The sequence below is a fragment of the Cutibacterium acnes genome, from assembly GCF_003030305.1.
Lineage (GTDB): Bacteria > Actinomycetota > Actinomycetes > Propionibacteriales > Propionibacteriaceae > Cutibacterium > Cutibacterium acnes.
The window spans coordinates 1,035,606-1,054,771 of sequence record NZ_CP023676.1 but is presented as its reverse complement, the minus strand read 5'-3'; the positions used below and the strand labels follow the sequence as shown (position 1 = coordinate 1,054,771).

Here is a 19,166-nt window from a genome sequence, read left to right as displayed (position 1 = left end):
CTCTGGACACCGCAGGTGCGAGGGTAGAGCACGCCAGACGACGCGCATATACGCAATCGCCTACTGGCACGACCTTCGCGACCTCACGGGATCGCCATTAAAGGGCGTCTCTAGGAGAGTAGCACGACTCGAGACAGATCAGAGGACGTGGTCGGCCAGCACCGACTCAATACGCACTCTCTCATCGTCGGTGAACGGGGTAGTTCTAAGCGCATCGATATCCGAATCCAGTTGTGGTACCGAGGAAGCCCCCACAAGCACGCTGGTAATGCGGGGCTCACGCAGGATCCACGAGAGGGCCATCTGGGCCAACGTCTGGTCACGGTCTTTGGCAACCTCGTTGAGGGCAGCAATTGCAGCGCGGGTGACGTCGTCGATCTGATCGGGTCGCAGCGAGACCGCTCCCATGCCAGCACGCGACTGGGCGGGAACACCCCTCAGGTATTTGTCGGTGAGGATTCCCTGAGCCAACGGAGAGAAACAGATGATGCCCATCCCCTCCTGCTCACAGGTATCGACGAGACCATCCTCAATCCATCGATCAAACATGTTGTAACGCGGCTGGTGGATGAGTAACGGGGTGCCAAGGTCACGCGCAATGGTGGCAGCACGTTCTGTCTCCTTGGGATCGTATGAGGAAATACCTGCATACAAGGCACGACCTGATCGCACGATCCGGTCGAGAGCTCCCATTGTCTCCTCGAGCGGAGTTTCCGGATCGAACCGGTGAGAATAAAAGATGTCGACGTAGTCCAGCCCCATCCGTTTAAGAGACTGGTCGCAGGAGGCGATGAGGTACTTGCGAGACCCACCCTGCCCATAAGGGCCTGGCCACATATCGTAGCCAGCCTTGGAACTAATAATGAGTTCGTCCCGGTAGGGCTTGAAATCAGTCGCCATGATGCGACCGAAATTGATCTCGGCCTGTCCATAGGGCGGACCGTAATTATTAGCGAGGTCGAAGTGGGTGATACCGCGATCGAAAGCGCGACGCAGCACGGCACGCTGCGTAGATCCGGGGTGAAAATCTCCAAAAATTGTGCCACAACCCTAGGGAGACAGCGGGGAGTAATAAGCCGCTCGTTCCGCAACGTCGATACTCCATGGTGTCGTAGCGATCCTGGGCTGCCTCATAGGTGCTCACTGCCATGGCGTCAGCGTACCTACAACCAGACGTGGTGAAAGGATGTGTCCATGACTTCGTCACACCGTGCCCTTCTCGTCGTGGACGTCCAGCCGACCTTCTGCGAGGGAGGCGCTCTGGCTGTCACGGGTGGCAATGCCTGCGCCGAGCGGATCGCGACGTATATCCCAACCCACTACAATTGTTACGACATGGTCGTCACCACTCAGGATTGGCATATTGATCCCGGTAACCATTTCTCCAACAACCCCGACTTTGTGGACTCCTGGCCGCCACATGGGGTTGTTGGCACCGACGAAGCTGAGATTCATCCGGCGATCGCTAAGATTCCTGTCGACGCACGGGTTAAGAAAGGCCAATACGCTGCAGCCTATTCCGGTTTCGAAGGGACTACCGAGGACGGGTCAATTCTCGAGACGGTATTGCGTGATCGCGGAATCGAGGCTGTCGACATCGTCGGCTTGGCTCTGTCCCACTGCGTCAAAGACACGGCTCTGGACGCTCAGCGTCTCGGGTTCGTCACGACATGCCTGACCGACCTCAGCGAGCCGGTCAGCCCAGAGATGGGCAACGCAGCCGTGGCGGTCATGGAAGATGCCGGAGTAACGGTCACCACTAGTTCACAGCTCTGAGCGTCACTGACGAACCTTCGTCATCCGTCTGGTAACCATCCGAGACCATCGCCGTCAAACTGTCCGACATCCCTGCTCAACTCAACGTCCCTGGAGAATTCCAGCACGTGCACTACGGGAAGGACAAATACATCGGTTATCGAGGTCTCGACACCACGAATTGTCCGGTCGCCTACCCCTTCGGTCACGGCCTGAGCTACACCAACTTCGCCTACCCCGGCTTTGATCTAGCCATCTGCCCTGTCACCGAGTCCACCGGGCAAGACAAACCAGTGCTAACCGTCACCTTCACCGTCTCCAACACCGGAGACCGCGCCGGCGCTGCTGTGCCTCAGGTCTACCCGGGTTTCCCCGACACCACCATTGACCGCTGCGTGCGCGAGCTCAAAGCCTTCCGTCGTGTGGAACTAGAGCCCGGCCAGAGGCAGACGGTCACCGTCGCGCTGACCCGGCGCGACCTGTCCTACTGGGACATCCTGCCGCACCCCCCCTACGGAGCTATGCCGTAGGCAGCATATGAAAGAAGACAGGTCAGCGCCGCCCGCCGCGCGGGCGCACAATTTTGTGAGCTTGCCAGTCCTTACTAACGTCGTAGCTGGTGGTCAGCACCATTCCAGCGGTGTCTGTGCCGTCAGACAGATCAGCCGGATCGATAGTGCCCGGGCGTCCCACCTTCGGGGTGACGAGGACGATGAACCCGTCGTCAGACAAATCACGCATAGCATCAACCAAGCCGTCGGCTACATCACCGTCATCGGCACGCAACCACAACCAGACGATGTCAACGGCGTCGATCGAATCTTCAATCATGTCACCGTCGATGATGTCCATAACCTCTTGACGGAGGTCCTCGTCAACGTCATCGTCCCAACCGAGCTCCTGGACGACCTGCCCGGCCTCGAAACCGAGCTTGTCCAAATCGCTGCCGCTTCCCACGAAACCCTTCGCTTTCCCTTGCTCTGCGTGACAGGAAGTTCTCACCTTCATCAGTGTGCCAGAACATCCCGCCGACGACCACCGTGGGGCCTTTTCTTCGACGGTCACTGTCGAAGTCACCGCCTTCCTTCCAAGGCTGTTGTCATGGCCTGCACGAGGGACGGGTTCGTCGACACCCGCAAGTCGTACGTCATGAAGACGCCATAACCGTCACGGATAGTTTGAGAAGCCATCGTCTGGATCATTTCGATCGACGTATGTCCCCAGTCAACTGCCGCCGCCCCCACATGACTTCGAGGCATACCCAGCACCGATGGTTCCTGATAGGTGCCATACCACGGGTTCCACGCATAATCGAGGTCATCTGATGCATTGCCCGCGGACGAAACAGTTCGATTAACCGATGGCCCAATCGAGTACAAGGTGAGGAGTTTATGAGGCCCTAGGTGGCGTCGCAGCGCACGAACAAACCAAACAAACGAGTCTTCATGGGGCTGACCGGTAGCATTTTTGCCATATTCGGAATATTCATCATCTAGGTCGACGCCATCAAGGTGATACCTATGAACAACACTTGCTACCTGAGCCGCGAACCGGTCAGCGTCATGCCGGGTTGGAAAGTTGGCGAATCCGGCGCCCCCATGATTGCCAAGGAGCGACAAGAGTACCTTCGTCCCACGACGCTGCAACGGACGAATCTGAGTTTCAGCAGCTCTGAGCGTTTCCATAACTCGCTCATTCAGGTGCAGGTAAGCCGTGCACCCGTCATAGTTGATATTCGCCGCAAAAATCATAGCCAGATCGAAGACCGGGCGGTGAACCCCTTCTCGGACGAAGGCCACGACAGTCGCGAGATCCTCGTGATTGACCTCGATGTAGACCGCAGTGGTCACTGCCCTAGAAGCCCTACGAGGCCTTGCAAACGCGATACCTGCGGGCGTCTGTGCCGTGATCAACGCCGTCGAAACTACCCCAACAGTACTAGCGAGCACGTGACGACGACTCAACCTCATGTGCCCTGCTCCTTTGATCTCCACCCCTCGCAGCGCCGTTACCACGAGAGCTAATTCGGTTTAGTTTAGACGCTAAAAAGCGCTAGCAGGAGTATGGCGGAGGCAACGGACTTCAACGAAAACCGGGGCAGCCCACATCATGGAATGCCCCGGTTATTCGACGGTCTATCGATCAGGCGTCGCCACCAGCGTTACCGGACGCCCCCGCGTTGACGTTGAGGAGGTCGTACTTCTCGGCAGCCTTGGCAGGCCAGTCCTCGGGAACCTCACCACGCTCGACGAGCATCTGGAGGGCACGCACTGTCATGGACGGTCCATCGATGTGGAAGAATCGGCGCGCTGCCGCACGGGTGTCGGAGAACCCGAATCCGTCAGCACCTAAGGAGGCATAATCCCCCGGCACCCACTGGGCGATCTGATCGGGCACCTGACGCGTGTAATCGGTGGTCGCAACGACTGGACCAGGGGCGTCGGCCAGGCATTGGGTGATATACGGGGTGCGCCTGCCCTGTTCGGGGTGTAGGAAAGTCTGTTCCTCGGCCTCCATAGCGTCACGACGTAGGTTGTTCCACGACGTCACCGACCACACGTCGGCAACAACGCCAAAGTCACCCTTAAGGAGCTGCTGAGCCTCAATGGCCCACGGCACGGCGACGCCGGAGGCCAGCAGCTGAACGCGGCGGGCATCCTCGCCGACGCCCTCAAAGGAGCCCTTCGAGAGCAGGTACATGCCCTTGACGATGCCCTCGGCGTCAACGCCCTCTGGCTCAGCCGGCTGGACGATCGGCTCGTTGTACACCGTCAGGTAGTACATGACGTCTTCGGCGTTCTCGCCGTACATGTGCTCCAGACCTGCCTGAACAATGTGGGAGATCTCGTAAGAATAAGCCGGATCGTAGGAGATGACAGCTGGGTTCGTCGCAGCCAGAACCGGCGAATGGCCATCCATGTGCTGGGTGCCCTCACCGGTCAGCGTGGTGCGTCCGGCAGTGGCGCCAATAATGAATCCCCTCGTCATCTGATCACCAGCTGCCCAGAAAGAATCACCGGTACGCTGGAACCCGAACATCGAGTAGAACAGGTAGATCGGCACCATCGGCACGCCCTGAGTGGAGTATGCCGAGCCTGCGGCAATGAAAGCAGCCGCCGAACCAGCCTCATTGATGCCAGTGTGAATGATCTGCCCGTTCTTGGCCTCGCGGTAGCTGAGCATGAGCTTGTGGTCGACAGGGGTGTAGTTCTGGCCGTGAGGATTGTAGATCTTGATCGTCGGGAAGAACGAGTCCATGCCAAAGGTACGGGCCTCGTCAGGAATGATCGGGACGACGTGCGGAGCGAAATTCTTGTCGCGCATAAGGTCCTTGAGCAGACGCACGAAGGCCATCGTGGTGGCGACCTCCTGTTTGCCCGACCCACGCTTGACACCATCGAAGGCCTTCTGCGCCGGGATGGGTAGTGGCGTGTGCCTCGTACGGCGCTCCGGCACGAAACCGCCGAGAGCACGACGACGCTCCATGAGGTACTGGATGCGCTCGTCATCGGCTCCGGGATGGAAGTAGGGAGCACGGTAGGGGTCGGCCTCCAGCACCTTGTCCGAAATCGGAATTTCGAGACGATCGCGGAACTGCTTGAGGTCGTCAAGGGCCAGCTTCTTCATCTGGTGGGTAGCGTTGCGGCCCGCAAAGTGAGTACCAAGATCGTAACCTTTAATAGTGCAGGCAAGCACCACGGTCGGCGCTCCCTTGAACTGCGTAGCCGCCTTGTAGGCGTTGTAAATCTTGCGGTAGTCGTGACCGCCACGGCGTAACGCCCAAATCTGTTCGTCAGTCCACTTGTCGACCATCTTGGCAGTGCGCGGGTCGCGGCCAAAGAAGTGCTCGCGGACATAGGCGCCGTCGTTGGCCTTAAAGGTTTGGTAGTCGCCATCACGGGTGTTGTTCATGATATCAACGAGGGCACCGTCACGGTCTGCCTGCAGCAACGGGTCCCAGCCGGATCCCCAAATGACCTTGATGACGTTCCAGCCAGCACCACGGAAGACAGCCTCAAGTTCCTGGACAATCTTGCCGTTGCCACGCACCGGCCCGTCTAGACGCTGCAGGTTGCAGTTGATGACGAAGGTGAGGTTGTCGAGCTCCTCGTTGGCAGCGACCTGCAGGAATCCGCGCGACTCCGGCTCGTCCATCTCACCGTCGCCAAGGAAAGCCCACACGTGCTGATCTGCGCAGTCCTTGACACCGCGATTGGTGAGGTACTTATTCATAGACGCCTGGTAAATGGAATCCATCGGGCCCAGACCCATCGACACCGTCGGGAACTGCCAGAAGTCGGGCAACATGCGAGGGTGCGGGTAAGAGGGTAGACCATGCCCGGCCTTCGACTTCTCCTGACGGAACCCATCGAGATCGTCCTCGCTGAGACGCCCCTCCAAGAACGCGCGAGCGTACATACCGGGCGCGGCGTGCCCCTGGAAGAAAACTTGGTCACCGCCGCCGGGGGCGTCCTGCCCGCGCCAGAAGTGGTTCTGACCGACCTCGTAGAGGGTCACGGCAGAGGCATAGGTGGAGATATGACCGCCGACGCCAATACCGGGACGCTGCGCGCGATGCACGGTAATGGCGGAATTCCAGCGCAGCAAACGACGGATGTTCCGCTCGATCTCGGCGTCGCCGGGGTATTCTTCCTCGTCCTCGGCTGCAATGGTGTTGATGTAGTCGGTGGAGGTGAGCGCTGACAGCCCGAGACGACTGTGGCTACGAGCCCGCTCCAACATCTTGAGCAGCACGATCCGGGCACGATTCGGACCATCAGTCTCGACCATCTTGTCGAGGGACTCGATCCACTCCTGAGTCTCCTCGGGATCGACGTCAGGCAGGGTTGTCGGAAGTCCGTTGAGGACTGGTCCGCGTTCTTCGCGTGGGATCACGCCGGGTCCTTTCTCATCGACAGCGACGCACAACCGGCGACATCACCGGTGACGGTTCAAGGTGGCAGCCCGAGGGCCCGCCGTGAACTTATTGTGTCGTCTTATGGAAGAAAAGTCACTCGGAAGTACCGTAAATCACCCCAGCGCCTCATCCCCCGAATCTGTTCGCCATCTGCTGTCGCCCCTGCGCTTAAGGCATCACCCCACTAGACTGACCGAAGCCTCGCCGAGGGAGGCTTAGGTGGCCAGGAATGACATCGGGACGACGTCTACGCGTCGAATAGGCAGCGGACGTACGTCGAGTACCGGCCGTACGGTGGTGTCTTCTGACCGCACACGCAGAGCTATCGCTAAAAGATTGATGGCCCGCACCTCAGCTATGACGACGGCCACTCTAGAGGAAATGGGTCGTCGACACTCCTGGTTCCGTGATCTGTCAGCCGAAGAAAGATCGTGGATCTCGATCGTGGCTCGCTCAGGTATTGACGGCTTCGTCCAGTGGTTTGCTGACGATGACGCCGAGCCCTACTCCCCCACCGACGTCTTCGACGTGGCGCCCCGGTCCATGACCCGCAAGATCTCCTTGCACCAGACAGTCGAGCTCGTCCGCACCACGATCGACGTCGTTGAGGCACAAATTGAGACCGAAATGCCGCGCGGCGATCGCCAAGTGCTGCGCACTGCCATCGTCCACTACTCCCGCGAGGTGGCCTTCGCCGCCGCCGAGGTTTACGCGCGAGCCGCCGAACGTCGCGGTACCTGGGATGAACGTCTGGAATCCCTCGTCGTTGATGCGGTCGTGCGCGCCGACGCCGATGAACAGCTCATCTCGCGAGCTTCCACTCTCGGCTGGCGCCCGGGCATCAATCTCTGCGTCGTCGTCGGACGGGCCCCGACGACCGAGCATGAACTCCACGTGCTGCGACGTGATGGCGAACGCATGCAGATGACGGTGCTAGCCGCCGTACAGTCCGACCGGTTAGTTGTCATTTTGGCCGGTGAGAAACTGGTTGACGATCCAGCAGCCGTAGCCGCAAGCGAAGCTCTCGCAAACCACTTCGCGCCAGGACCAATCGTCGTCGGACCCGTCGTGGCCGACCTCACGCTGGCCCCGGCATCCGCTCGTGCCGCCCTCTCCGGAATACGTGCGGCACGAGCTTGGCCGGAAGGTCCGCAAGTCATGGCAGCCGTCGACTTATTGCCCGAGCAAGTCCTCTCCGGTGATACAGATGCCATTGCGTGGCTCGTCAACGAGGTCTACAGCCCCCTCGCGACAGCCAGTGGAGACCTCATGGACACAACTGTCTCCTTCCTCGATCACGGCTGCTCAGTGGAAGGCACGAGTCGGGCGATGTTCATTCACCCCAACACCGTGCGCTACCGACTTAAACGAATCCAAGACGTCACTGGCTACTCCCCGTCGGATCCTCGAGAAGCCTATGTGCTGCGCCTAGCAATCACTTTGGGGCGGCTGAGGAACTGACGCCGTGAACCCATCTCGCATCTCGCACTCACCCCATCGAAGGCGAGTCAGCCTTGGGCCACCGAGCACCGTTGTTCCAATAGTCCTGGATCTCCTCAAGCGAGCGACCGGACGTTTCCGGGGCGTACCTCAGCAGGAATAGCAGCGCAACGACGAGGAGCCCACCGTAGACCCCGAATGTTCCTGCCAGCCCGATACCGTCGAGCATCGCAGCTCCCAATTGGGCAGTGATCGCATTCGCGATCAAGTCTGCCGTAAGCACCAGAGATGCACCGAGTGAGCGGTAGCGAGCCGGGAAAATCTCACCCGCGTAAACCCATACGATGGAACCGAAACCGAAAGTAAACCCCATAGTAAAAAGGGACATCCCAACGAGGCCAATAATACCGGCAACAGCACCTTCAAAACCACTCGCCAAATATGTCACGATGAGCACGATAGTCGCTACAATCATCGTAGATATTCCCGTGATAAGAACGAATCGACGCCCTACCTTATCAATAACGAGCATCGAGATGACAACACTTATCAATGATAGGAACTGCACCAAGGATGGCACCAGATAGGTTGTCGCAGTGTCAGTAAATCCCATTCGCGAATAGATTCCAGGCGCATAATAGATTGTTGCATTAATTCCAGTGATCTGGATTGAAAATCCCAGAACGATAGCAAAGATCGTGGCACGAGCCATGCCCCCATGGAACATCTCACGCAACCGCCCCCATACAGATCCAGAGGGCCGAGAAGACAACGAGTTGCGGATCTCATCGAGGCTCGGCTCAACCAATTCAGCAACCTCGATGCGCTCCATGGCACGACGAGCCTCATCTTCACGCCCCTTGAGCATGTACCAGGAGGGGGTTTCCTGGGTGCGAACAAGCATCAGGAGCACAATAAATGCTGGGACGGCTGCGACACCGAGAATCCAACGCCACGTGTCCGTAGGCAGCAGGGAATAACCGACGAGGTACCCCAAGATGATTCCGACGACGCACGTCACTTGATACGCGGTTGCCAGCCCGCCCCGCCGCGACGCCGGAGCGGATTCGGCGATAAACACCGGCACGACGGTAATGGAAAGCCCGATAGTGATACCCAACAGAACCCGCATAGCAAGGAACAGTCCAGCGGACGGGGAGATTGCTGTCAGGATAGCGAAAATAGTATATCCAGCCGCGATAACCAGCATTGACTTCTTACGTCCGATGGCATTCGCCATAGGGCCGCCAAGAATGGCACCTGCTATTTGACCTACCACGGAGGCCGTGTTGATGGCGCTATAGATACCAAAGTCTCGCTGTACAAATTGCAAAGCGGCCGCGGTATTAGAAATATCATAACCATAAGTGATTCCCAGGGCTGCTGCCGTCACCGCAATGAAGACGGCCCAGCTCGTCTGACTATTTCTCGTCGCACCAGCTGACCCGGAATCACCAGGCTTCATCTCTACGCGCGCATGACCATTCGACGCCATAAAACCGCTTTCTCTAAAACTGAATTGCAAACCTCAACCGAGCGCCTATTGCTCGGTCAAGACACTAACGCTACAGCTCACGGCCGTCACTGCGCCTCTCAGCACACCGCATCAGGTCGTTTCCGCCACCGAACTCGCCATCGTGGGAGCTAGGCTCTCATTATGAACGTCATGATCCCCGTTCGTCCGGACGGCTCAGTGGAGCCACGATTCGGTAAGGCGCCTATGGTAGCCGTCGCACAGGTTGACAACGACGGTCACGTCACCGACTGGCACACCTTTAAGGTTGAGTGGGACCGCCTCCATAATGAGGGCACTGAACGTCGTCACCACGCCCGCATCGTTCGCTTCCTGCGTGAGCACGACGTCGTAGCATGCGTCGCCACCCACGCTGGGATGGGAATGCAGCGCACCCTGGCAGCGATGAAGGTCCCGTTACTGCCGGCCACGTTGCCTCGTGCTAGGGAATCAGTGGAGCACGCCATGATTTCGGCATATGCGGACACCAAGGGCACGGAGGAATCATGAAAGCAGCAATCATCGGAGCCGGGGCCATCGGCGGTTTCTACGGGGCGGCCCTCGCAGATGCCGGGATGGACGTCTCCTTCATCGCCCGTGGCAAAACCCTCATCGCCATCCGCGAGCACGGCCTGCGCCTGGTCGGCAATACGGAGTTGACCCTTGATGTACCCGTCACTGACGACGCAGCCGAGATCGGCCAGGTTGACGTCGTCTTGCTATGTACCAAGACTTTTCAAGTTGCAGAGGCCGCACGCACATACCTGCCCGCGCTTATGGGCCCCCACACCCTGGTCGTAACCACCCAAAATGGCGTCATCGCGCCGCACGAGCTTTCGGCGATTATTGGCCCTGAGCACGTCGCACCAGGGGTATGCCGACAGTGGGTCAAGATCGTGGAGCCAGGTCTGATTATGGACCTGGGCGGCCCTCGAATGTTCGAGGTCTCGACCATTGACGATTCCCCCAATACCCTCGTCAATGAGTTGCGAGAGGCTTGCCGGAAGGGCGGTCTCACCTCTCCCGACGTGGAGAACATCACCACCACTTTGTGGGTCAAGATGTGTTCCGTCGTCCCCCAAGGAGCCTGTGGTGCAGTACTCGACGTCTCCTTGGGCGACCTCCTTGGTCCCTACCGCGATGTCTTCGCTCGGTGTATCGACGAAACTGTTCAGGTGGCTCGCGCTCACAGCGCCAGGATCGCCGACGACTTCGTCGAGAAGAACCTCACATTCCTTGCTGGGCAGGATCCCGCGTCAACAACCTCCTTCCAGCGCGACATCCTTGCTGGACGCCCCAGCGAATACGCTGCTCAGGTAGGAGCTGTCCCCCGATTGGGTGACGAGGTCGGCGTCGATACTCCGATCAATGACGTCATTGCTGCCGTCCTAGGACGACGGGAAGCTCAGAATCGCGCCTGATACGACCCACACATCCGGTCTTTGGAGGATCCCCCCTGTCATTTTGTGGGGATCCCACAATGACCACCGTGGGTACTTCGTCGGTTCCCTGTCTCGCGTCCGGCCCTTCAAGGGGGCACAGTGGGGATGTGCTTGCAATTGTTGCTCCGGGCCAAGGGGCCCAGAAACCAGGATTCCTGTCGGATTGGATGTCAGACGCCACTTTCTCTGACCACCTTGCGTGGCTCTCAGCAGTGGCAGATATCGATCTGGTGACCCATGGCACGACTTCCGACGAGGCAACCATCAAGGACACTGCGGTTGCCCAGCCACTGCTGGTCGCCGCCGCGCTGGCCACAGCCTGGTCAGTTGATCCCAAGATTTTCTCTCAGGCCGACCTGCTCGCCGGCCACTCTGTCGGGGAGATTGCCGCTGGCGCTGCTGCTGGGGCTTTCTCTGCCGAAGCCGCCATGGTTCTTGTGCGCGAGCGCGGTCGGGCCATGGCCGAGGCCGCGTCACGCACTGCCACCTCCATGACTGCTGTCATCGGGGGCGATGCCGACGAGGTGCTGACCGCCATTAAAGCCGCTGGGCTCACCCCAGCCAACCACAATGGCAAAGGCCAGATCGTAGCCGCAGGCACCGTCGAACAGCTCGAAGCTTTCGCAGCCGAGCCGCCGTCTCGTACCCGACTCTTCCCGTTGTCGGTCGCGGGGGCCTTCCACACGGCTCATATGGAACCGGCGGTCGATCACCTGCGCGAAGTAGCCGCTGCCATGCCGACCACGATCCCGACGGTGGCCCTGCTGTCCAACCTTGACGGAGCCGTCGTCGCAGATGGTCGCGAATTCGCTGATCGTCTGGTCCAGCAGGTGGCCCATCCGGTGCGATGGGACCTGTGCATGGACACCATGGCTCAGCGCAATATCACCGGACTGCTCGAACTCACGCCCGCCGGAACACTGACAGGCATCGCCAAGCGCAACTTGAAGGGAGTGGAGTTGTTCAACCTCAACACCCCCGATCAGATCCCGGCTGCCCGCGAGTTCATCACGACTCACTCCAGCAAGGAGAATGCATGACGGCCATCAAGACCCGTCCCGTCCACGGCTACTCGAAATTCCTGTCCACCGGATCAGCTCGCGGATCGCGAGTAGTCACCAACAAGGAGATGTGCACGCTCATCGACTCCACCCCAGAGTGGATCGAACAGCGTACCGGCATTACCGAGCGGCGCTGGGCCACCAACTCTGAGACTGTGGCGTCCATGGGCACCACAGCCGCGCGTACCGCCCTAGAGCGATCCGGGCTGGAGGCATCCCAGATCGATGCCATCATCGTGGCGACCGTGTCACATCATCGTCCTTCCCCCAGCTTGGCGGCTTACATCGCCCGGGAGCTCGGCTTGGGTGACGCTGCTGCGTTTGACCTCAACGGCGCATGTGCTGGGTTTTGCTACTCAACCGCTCTGGCTGACTCAATGATCCGCACCGGATCGGCGAATTACGTCCTCGTTATCGGCGTCGAGAAGCTCTCGGAAATGACGAATCTTGACGACCGCTCCACCGCCTTCCTCTTCTCTGACGGGGCTGGTGCCGCAATCATCGGTGCCAGCGATGAGCCGGGGATCGGCCCGGTGGTGTGGGGATCTCGCTCTGATCAGCTCAAAACTATCGAGCTCGAGGACTGGCCGACGGCTAGCGCTGATCCCAACAAGATTCACCCCCTCATTCGCATGGAAGGTCGCGCGGTCTTCAAGTGGGCTATGACTGACGTCGCCAAGCGCGCCGCCGAGGCCATCGCCGAGGCCGGAATCACCCCCGCCGACCTCGATGTCTTCATCCCCCATCAGGCTAACGACCGGATTACCGACGTCGTGTCCCGCCACCTCAAGCTGCCTGAGTCAGTGACGGTGTGTCACGACATCGCGGATATGGGAAACACCTCCGCCGCATCCGTGCCGATCGCTATTGACCGTATGCTTCAGCGTGGACAGGCCCACAGCGGGGACCTCGCCCTCATCATCGGATTCGGAGCCGGGCTGGTCTACGCCGGCCAAGTCATCCGCCTCCCCTGAACCCCACGTTCATCACGAGAAAAACACCCACAGACTTCGGGCGCACAGCCCGAGGATAACGACAAGAAGAGGAACAATCATCATGGCTGACAAAGACCAGATCCTTGCCGACATGGCTGACATCGTCAATGACATCACTGGTGTCGACCAGTCCGAGGTCACCTTTGAGAAGTCCTTCGTTGACGACCTCGACGTCGACTCGCTGTCCATGGTCGAGATCATCTACGCCTGCGACGAGAAGTTCGGCGTTGAGATCCCTGACGAAGAGTCCAAGAACATCAAGATCGTTGGCGACGCCGTCAACTACATCATCGAGCACCAGAGCTGACTTCCACGGCGTCCGGGGCTCGCCGGCCCCGGACTGCGGCCCACATAACCCATCCACCGATACTGGAGAACTCATGAGCGACGTCGTCATCACTGGTTTCGGGACCACCACACCGTTGGGACCCGACGCCCCTAGCACCTGGCAGGGGCTGCTGGAAGGGCGAAACGGGGTACACACCCTCGACTTCGACTGGATTGACGACGTTCCCGTCAAATTCGCCGCACCGGCGGTCGATGATCCGGCCAACCACCTGCCCCGTCCACAGGCTCGCCGTCTAGACCGCTCAAGCCAGCTGGCCCTTGTCGCTGCCAAGGAGGCCTGGGCCGACGCCGGCCTGGAGCTTCCCGAAGCCGACGACAACTCCGGTTCCAACGGCATCGACCCCGAACGCTTGGTGGTGTGCTGCGCTACCGGTATTGGTGGCCTGCACTCTTTGCTCGGCCAGTGGGACATTCAGAAAGACAAGGGCTTCAAACGGGTTAGTCCCTTTACCGTCCCGATGCTAATGGCCAATGCACCGGCGGCCAATATTGGCTTGATGGTGCATGCCAAGGCCGGCGTCCATACCCCCGTTTCGGCTTGCGCTTCATCTTCCGAAGCAATCTCGCTCGGCCTGGATCAGCTTCATCTGGGGCGAGCCGATATTGCCGTCGTCGGCGGCGCCGAGGCTATCATCCATCCGTTGCCGGTGGCCGCTTTCGCCCAAATGAAAGCCTTGTCGACTCGCAACGACGATCCTGAGCACGCTTCACGTCCATGGGACGTTGATCGTGACGGCTTCGTCATCGGCGAGGGAGCGGCGATCATGGTCATTGAGACACTCGAGCATGCTCAAGCCCGCGGGGCAAAGATCTACGGCACTCTTGCCGGATCCGGTATTTCGGCTGATTCGCACGATATCGTTCAGCCAGATCCCACTGGTTCCGGCCAGGCATCCGCGATGCACAAGGCTCTTGCATCCGCCGGGCTATCCCCCTCCGACGTCAACCACGTCAACGCCCACGCCACCTCGACCCCACTCGGTGACACTGCGGAGGCCCACTCCATCGCCGCGGTCCTAGAGAAAGCCACTGACCAGGTGCTTGTCAACGGCACCAAGTCGATGACGGGACACCTGTTAGGTGGAGCTGGGGCTTTGGAATCCTTCGCAGCGGTGATGGCCCTACTGAAGCGTCAGGTGCCTGGCACCATCAACGTCGAACACCTCGAAGAGGGCTTGGAAATCAACGTCGTCACCGAGACGACCGACCTACCCGACGGTGATCTGGCTGCTCTTAATAACTCTTTCGGGTTCGGAGGGCACAACGTCACCTTGGCGTTCACTAACACCAACGCCACTCGCTGACATCCATGGGATGAGGGGGCTGGTCATCGTGATCAGCCCCCTCTCATGGTTCCTCGTCCTTGGACTCCCGACCGAGCAGCCCCTGTTACCCGGCAGACAGCCACGGCACCTGCAGCGACGGGTCACAGGCTCGATATGGTTCCAGCTCAACGTCCCACGGCTCGCCCAGCAAGTCGCAAATCTCATCGTCGAGACGTAGCCCAGTGCGACGTGCAGCGGTAATCGCCGAACGTAACCTCATCTCATCAACGAGAACCGAGCCGGCCTCATCGATGGGCGCGGAAAAAATACCCAGATCGGGAGTGACGCTCCAGCGATGCGGGGCAGCCCCTGTTTCGACGGTCAGCTCGACCCGCACCCGCTGCCAGGCGGCAAGCGTGGAAATGAACGTGCGGGCATCAACGACGTCACCACACCACGCCGATTCTGCTCTCCAAGTACCCGGTTCTACTGGTTGGCTGGTCCACCGCAGCGGCGCGGGCATGACAAACGCGGCATCGGCTGCCCATTCAATATGGCTGCGCAATGCCGTCGAAGCCGAGTGAATAAAGAGAGTTCCACTGGCCAGCTGTGTCGTTTCCACGGTCGTCCTCCCGGTACCACGTGCCTTCCCCTGCAGTGGTGCGGTACGGACTTATCGATAACGATAGACGACTGAACTTACGGACGCCATGTCCGTGCCGGATCGCGAGCGCCGAAGATGTCAGTGCCGATACGTACCTGGGTGGAACCATGAGCAATGGCGATCTCCAGATCCCCTGACATTCCCATGGACAATTCGGACCAGTCGCTAGTATCGCCCGCCTCCTGGCGCAGCTTCTCTTGAGTTGCGACAACGAGGTCAAAACAGTCGGCCACGGCCCGCTGGTCAGAACTATTGAGCGCCACCGTCATGAGCCCGCGCACATCGAGAGAATCAAAGGCGGCCAGTTCACGGGCGAAGTCGACAGCTTCCTCGGGAGCGATCCCAGATTTTTGAGGCTCAGCCGAGGAATTCACCTGGACCAATACCCGTAGTTGACGTCCTTCCTTTTGTAACCTCTTGTCGAGTTCATGGGCAATCTTGAGCGAATCGAGGGCTTGAAACTCGGTGGCGAAGCGGGCCACGTATTTGGCCTTGTTGGTCTGCAAGCCGCCGATGATGGACCATTCCAGCCCGGGGTGATTGGCATCCATGAGTTCAGATTTCGCGAGTGCATCTTGCACCTTGTTTTCGCCGAAAAGCCGGTAGCCAGCCCGATACGCCTCATCGACCATGCTGGGAGGCTTGGTTTTGGAGACTGGTAGCAACGACACCTCGCCGGGATTTCGATCACAAGCTCGGCAGGCATCATCAATGCGGGTACGCACCGCCGCTAGGTTGTCAGCCATACTCATGGGAAACTCCTTACAAGACGCCAACGAATCTACTCTGGAGGCAAGGGATTAGGGCCAACGGGCGCATAAACTGATGACGGAGGCCGCCGTCAGCACCACGAGAGCTAAGGCGACGCCAACGTACTTGTCAGTCACTTCCCCGAAAACCTTCTCATATCCCACCGATTGGGCGATGGACTTATAGACGTCTGACAACTGACCTAAGGACTCTGCGGAGAACTTCTCGCCTCCGGAGGCCTTCGCTATCGCCGCCAACTCATAGTGGTTAACAGGAACAGGCTGACGCTGGCCACCTTCGACGACATACCCGCCCGCGGTGCCGTAAGCGATGGTGTACACCGGCACATGCTGACGTCCGGCTTCCTTGGCTGCTTCAAGAGAAGGACGGCCAACATTCGTTGCACCGTCAGAAAGGAGCACGATCGCCGCTGGTGGCTTCTGTCCGGGATGTTTCGGATCGTCCGGAACCAGTTTGAGAGCGTTGAGGGAGGAATAAATCCCCTCGCCGATCGCGGTAGATGGCAGCACCTGGAGGTTCGTGATCGCAGTCGATACGGCGGCACGATCGGTCGTGGGGGGTACCACGACCTGAGCAGATGCTGCGAACTTCACCAAGGAGACATTGAACCGTGGCGGCAAATCCCCCAGGAAATCCTTCGCAGCAGTCTTAGCAGCGGAAAGTCGAGAGGGTTCAACGTCCGTCGCCACCATTGAGCGCGACACGTCAATAGCAACAACGACAGTCGCTCGATCTCTCGGTACCTCGTGGTAGGCCTTTGGCTGGGCGAATGCCAACACTATGATGGCCATCGAGAGTACTGACAACCCCATCGCCAGATGCTGCTTCCACGGCCGCGAGCTAGGCAACAACCGCTTCAACTCATTCCGACCCTGGTGCGGCTGGCGACGCCACATCACCACTACAAGGTAAACAGCGAGGAAGACTACCGGCACCACGAGCCACCACAGTCGTCCAGGGCGTCCAAAAGCAATCAGGGTCATCATGGCCATCTCACCGCCACTGACAAGGTGGCCAGCCCAGAGACGACGGCAAAGCAGAAGGCGTAGAAAGCCCACGTTGCCGTCACTTCCTTTCTTACCGGCTCGTAACCCACCGACGAGTGCACCTGCTGATAAACCTCCTGGAGCTTGTCCGCCGAGTCGGCGGTCCACGATTTAGCGTGAGTACGGTCGGCGACAGTAGATAAGAGTTTGGTATCGGGTGCAACTCTCTCTCGCTGCCCGTTAAGGTCGACATACCCGGTCTCGGTACCAAAGGCGATGGTGTACACCGGGACTTTGGCCGCGGCAGCTCGGTTGGCCGCCACCAGGGGAGAACCGCCTTGGGTATTATCCCCATCACTGAGCATGACAATGGCGGCCGGAGCCGGATTTTTAGACCCCCCGGGAGCCATCTTGACGGCTTCAAGAGACTTATCGATGGCGCCACCCAGCGCAGTGCCATCCTGCAGCTCGATCCCGTCAACAGCACGTAACACGGTAGGCCGGTCGGTCGACGGTGGCATCCGAATCTCCGGATGCTCGGAAATGCTCACCACTGCGACATTGAATCCGGTCGGAAGACTATTGATGAAATCCTTGGCCTTGGCCTTGGCCGCGGCGAGACGAGTGGGGGAAACGTCGTCAGCTTTCATCGACAAAGATGAGTCGATGGCAACAACGATAGTGGCGCGGTTGCGCGGCACCTGTTCGATACCCATCGGCCGAGCCCATGCAACAGTGGTAGTTGCCACGCATAGCAAAGCAGCAGCAACGGCGATGTGCCTCTTCCACTGCGGCTGCTTACTCATCACCGCGCCAAGGATGGCGGTATTGGTAAATCTCATCGCCGTAGATCGGCTGCGATGCGACGCCCAGATGTAGAAGACCAGCAGCACCGGGACGAGCAGCAACAGCCAGGGCACCCACGGCGACTTGACCTCAGGTAGGCCGAGAAAGAGCGGCGTCACTTGGTCACCCCCTGAGGCGGCTGATGCAAGATTGCAGCAGTGCGCCGGTATCCGAGGACGAAGCGTGCGATATCGGTAACCCAGTCGGAGTCGGTGCGCAGCTGTAGGTGTCCTGCCCCCGCACGTCGGATAGCCGCCGAGATACGCTCGCGCTGGGCGCGGGAGGCAGCGTTCATCCGCTCGCGGGTGGCCTTGTCAGCGGTATTGACATAGTGGGCGAAAGACGTTTCTGGGTCTCGGACCATGACGTCACCCACGTCGGGAAAGTCCAGCTCAGCAGCGTCAACAACTTCGATGCACAGCACCTGGTTTCGCACCGACAACCGACGTAGGGACCGTTCCCACTCCGGGCGATCATTGGGATTCAGAACATCGTCACCGGGAGAAAGGAAGTCAGAAACGACGACCTTCATACCGCGACGCCTCCCCGAGGCAGCGAGATTTTCGATGCCTTTGGCCAGAGTCACCTGTCCGGGAGCGTTGTCGGCGACGATCGGCTCAGTCAGCATCGAGCGCAGCAGTCCATAAAGGGCTGTTCGCCCGGACCGGGCCGGCAAACGACGCACCGAATCGGGGCGCATAATGACCCCGCCAAACCGGTCCCCCATTCGCTGGGAGAGAAAACCGATGGTCGCAATAGCGGCGATACCCAAGTCACGTTTCGTCATGGACACCGTGCCCCAGTTCATGGAACCGGTCACGTCGAGAAGTGCCCATACCTCGAGTTCACGGTCGGCAATGGTCTCACGTACGTGGGGGACGGTGGTACGGGCTGTAACGGCCCAATCCATCATGCGCACATCGTCTTGACCGGGTTCGTAGGGACGGGCGTCGTTAACGTCGGCTCCAGTCCCGGGCAGCAGACCCAAGTGGTCACCGTGGAGGAATCCCTCCAATCGGCGCACGATCGTGAGTTCCAAGCGACGCAGCGCGGCCTCGGGGGCAAGCTGGTTAAGCGGCAGAGTCGCCCCAGTAGGTGGACTCACCAGCGTCTGCGCCACTGACGGTGCCTGCGGATCGCGAAATGTTGGTCGCGCCATAAC

General features: G+C 59.5%; 18 protein-coding genes and 1 pseudogene. 9 read left to right on the top strand and 10 right to left on the bottom strand.

The window, feature by feature from the left end; genetic code table 11:
- Positions 1–138 precede the first annotated feature (138 nt).
- Positions 139–1,150, bottom strand: a pseudogene (mgrA, locus tag CPA42_RS05335) (L-glyceraldehyde 3-phosphate reductase).
- A gap of 44 nt (positions 1,151–1,194) precedes the next feature.
- Here mgrA and CPA42_RS05325 point away from each other — a divergent pair.
- Complete coding sequence (locus tag CPA42_RS05325; protein ID WP_002515543.1) at positions 1,195–1,776, top strand: isochorismatase family protein; 582 nt, start codon at positions 1,195–1,197, stop codon at positions 1,774–1,776.
- A 107-nt stretch (positions 1,777–1,883) separates the two neighbouring features.
- Positions 1,884–2,285: a fibronectin type III-like domain-contianing protein gene (locus tag CPA42_RS05320; protein ID WP_002515566.1), complete on the top strand. Its 402-nt coding sequence runs from the start codon at positions 1,884–1,886 to the stop codon at positions 2,283–2,285.
- Positions 2,286–2,307: 22 nt separating this feature from the next.
- On the opposite strand, the gene CPA42_RS05315 is transcribed toward CPA42_RS05320, so the two are convergent.
- The 3 genes from CPA42_RS05315 to aceE all read right to left on the bottom strand — a co-directional run bounded on the left by CPA42_RS05315 (position 2,308) and on the right by aceE (position 6,684).
- Complete coding sequence (locus tag CPA42_RS05315; protein ID WP_002519015.1) at positions 2,308–2,763, bottom strand: DUF3052 domain-containing protein; 456 nt, start codon at positions 2,761–2,763, stop codon at positions 2,308–2,310.
- Positions 2,764–2,828: 65 nt separating this feature from the next.
- Positions 2,829–3,605 (bottom strand): endo-beta-N-acetylglucosaminidase H, encoded by a 777-nt coding sequence (locus CPA42_RS05310; protein WP_002519016.1) that lies wholly within the window; start codon positions 3,603–3,605, stop codon positions 2,829–2,831.
- A gap of 292 nt (positions 3,606–3,897) precedes the next feature.
- Entirely contained in the window at positions 3,898–6,684 is a 2,787-nt protein-coding gene (aceE, locus tag CPA42_RS05305) for a pyruvate dehydrogenase (acetyl-transferring), homodimeric type (protein ID WP_002519017.1), read from the bottom strand.
- Positions 6,685–7,012: 328 nt separating this feature from the next.
- Between aceE and CPA42_RS05300 the strand changes: the two genes are divergently transcribed.
- On the top strand, positions 7,013–8,134 hold the full coding sequence (locus tag CPA42_RS05300) for a PucR family transcriptional regulator (protein WP_002520465.1): 1,122 nt from the start codon (positions 7,013–7,015) through the stop codon (positions 8,132–8,134).
- Between the two features lie 28 nt (positions 8,135–8,162).
- On the opposite strand, the gene CPA42_RS05295 is transcribed toward CPA42_RS05300, so the two are convergent.
- Positions 8,163–9,608, bottom strand: coding sequence for a sugar porter family MFS transporter (locus CPA42_RS05295; RefSeq protein ID WP_002515601.1), 1,446 nt, complete (start codon positions 9,606–9,608; stop codon positions 8,163–8,165).
- A 162-nt stretch (positions 9,609–9,770) separates the two neighbouring features.
- Here CPA42_RS05295 and CPA42_RS05290 point away from each other — a divergent pair, with 162 nt between their 5' ends.
- The 6 genes from CPA42_RS05290 to CPA42_RS05265 all read left to right on the top strand — a co-directional run bounded on the left by CPA42_RS05290 (position 9,771) and on the right by CPA42_RS05265 (position 14,776).
- Positions 9,771–10,136 (top strand): NifB/NifX family molybdenum-iron cluster-binding protein, encoded by a 366-nt coding sequence (locus CPA42_RS05290; RefSeq protein ID WP_002515655.1) that lies wholly within the window; start codon positions 9,771–9,773, stop codon positions 10,134–10,136.
- Positions 10,133–11,047 carry a 2-dehydropantoate 2-reductase gene (locus tag CPA42_RS05285; protein WP_002515445.1) on the top strand — a complete coding sequence of 305 codons (915 nt, stop codon included), beginning with the start codon at positions 10,133–10,135 and terminating at the stop codon, positions 11,045–11,047. The genes CPA42_RS05290 and CPA42_RS05285 overlap by 4 nt, the downstream gene beginning before the upstream one ends.
- 188 nt (positions 11,048–11,235) lie before the next feature.
- The gene (locus CPA42_RS05280) at positions 11,236–12,108 is read left to right on the top strand and encodes an ACP S-malonyltransferase (RefSeq protein ID WP_002519019.1); all 873 of its coding nucleotides are present in this window, start codon (positions 11,236–11,238) and stop codon (positions 12,106–12,108) included.
- Positions 12,105–13,103, top strand: coding sequence for a beta-ketoacyl-ACP synthase III (locus CPA42_RS05275; protein ID WP_002515642.1), 999 nt, complete (start codon positions 12,105–12,107; stop codon positions 13,101–13,103). Before CPA42_RS05280 ends, CPA42_RS05275 begins: the two co-directional genes overlap by 4 nt.
- 82 nt (positions 13,104–13,185) lie before the next feature.
- Positions 13,186–13,431 carry an acyl carrier protein gene (locus tag CPA42_RS05270; protein WP_002515593.1) on the top strand — a complete coding sequence of 82 codons (246 nt, stop codon included), beginning with the start codon at positions 13,186–13,188 and terminating at the stop codon, positions 13,429–13,431.
- 73 nt (positions 13,432–13,504) lie between these two features.
- Positions 13,505–14,776, top strand: a complete 1,272-nt coding sequence (locus CPA42_RS05265; RefSeq protein WP_002515524.1) for a beta-ketoacyl-[acyl-carrier-protein] synthase family protein — start codon at positions 13,505–13,507, stop codon at positions 14,774–14,776.
- An 85-nt stretch (positions 14,777–14,861) separates the two neighbouring features.
- On the opposite strand, the gene CPA42_RS05260 is transcribed toward CPA42_RS05265, so the two are convergent.
- The 5 genes from CPA42_RS05260 to CPA42_RS05240 form a co-directional block, all read right to left on the bottom strand.
- Positions 14,862–15,359 (bottom strand): DUF3145 family protein, encoded by a 498-nt coding sequence (locus CPA42_RS05260; protein ID WP_002515458.1) that lies wholly within the window; start codon positions 15,357–15,359, stop codon positions 14,862–14,864.
- A gap of 77 nt (positions 15,360–15,436) precedes the next feature.
- On the bottom strand, positions 15,437–16,153 hold the full coding sequence (locus tag CPA42_RS05255) for a YggS family pyridoxal phosphate-dependent enzyme (protein ID WP_002515636.1): 717 nt from the start codon (positions 16,151–16,153) through the stop codon (positions 15,437–15,439).
- A 48-nt stretch (positions 16,154–16,201) separates the two neighbouring features.
- Positions 16,202–17,164, bottom strand: a complete 963-nt coding sequence (locus tag CPA42_RS05250) for a VWA domain-containing protein (protein WP_002517699.1) — start codon at positions 17,162–17,164, stop codon at positions 16,202–16,204.
- Positions 17,155–18,123 (bottom strand): VWA domain-containing protein, encoded by a 969-nt coding sequence (locus CPA42_RS05245; RefSeq protein WP_002515503.1) that lies wholly within the window; start codon positions 18,121–18,123, stop codon positions 17,155–17,157. Before CPA42_RS05245 ends, CPA42_RS05250 begins: the two co-directional genes overlap by 10 nt.
- On the bottom strand, positions 18,120–19,124 hold the full coding sequence (locus CPA42_RS05240) for a DUF58 domain-containing protein (RefSeq protein WP_002519022.1): 1,005 nt from the start codon (positions 19,122–19,124) through the stop codon (positions 18,120–18,122). The genes CPA42_RS05245 and CPA42_RS05240 overlap by 4 nt, the downstream gene beginning before the upstream one ends.
- Between the last annotated feature and the right edge of the window lie 42 nt (positions 19,125–19,166).

Bases quoted from the DNA above. Each gene is read 5' to 3' on its own strand.
- CPA42_RS05325 (WP_002515543.1), top strand. From the start codon at position 1,195: ATGACTTCGTCACACCGTGCCCTTCTCGTCGTGGACGTCCAGCCGACC.
- CPA42_RS05315 (WP_002519015.1), bottom strand. From the start codon at position 2,763: ATGAAGGTGAGAACTTCCTGTCACGCAGAGCAAGGGAAAGCGAAGGGT.
- CPA42_RS05300 (WP_002520465.1), top strand. From the start codon at position 7,013: ATGGCCCGCACCTCAGCTATGACGACGGCCACTCTAGAGGAAATGGGT.
- CPA42_RS05295 (WP_002515601.1), bottom strand. From the start codon at position 9,608: ATGGCGTCGAATGGTCATGCGCGCGTAGAGATGAAGCCTGGTGATTCC.
- CPA42_RS05290 (WP_002515655.1), top strand. From the start codon at position 9,771: ATGAACGTCATGATCCCCGTTCGTCCGGACGGCTCAGTGGAGCCACGA.
- CPA42_RS05285 (WP_002515445.1), top strand. From the start codon at position 10,133: ATGAAAGCAGCAATCATCGGAGCCGGGGCCATCGGCGGTTTCTACGGG.
- CPA42_RS05280 (WP_002519019.1), top strand. From the start codon at position 11,236: ATGTCAGACGCCACTTTCTCTGACCACCTTGCGTGGCTCTCAGCAGTG.
- CPA42_RS05275 (WP_002515642.1), top strand. From the start codon at position 12,105: ATGACGGCCATCAAGACCCGTCCCGTCCACGGCTACTCGAAATTCCTG.
- CPA42_RS05270 (WP_002515593.1), top strand. From the start codon at position 13,186: ATGGCTGACAAAGACCAGATCCTTGCCGACATGGCTGACATCGTCAAT.
- CPA42_RS05265 (WP_002515524.1), top strand. From the start codon at position 13,505: ATGAGCGACGTCGTCATCACTGGTTTCGGGACCACCACACCGTTGGGA.
- CPA42_RS05255 (WP_002515636.1), bottom strand. From the start codon at position 16,153: ATGAGTATGGCTGACAACCTAGCGGCGGTGCGTACCCGCATTGATGAT.
- CPA42_RS05250 (WP_002517699.1), bottom strand. From the start codon at position 17,164: ATGGCCATGATGACCCTGATTGCTTTTGGACGCCCTGGACGACTGTGG.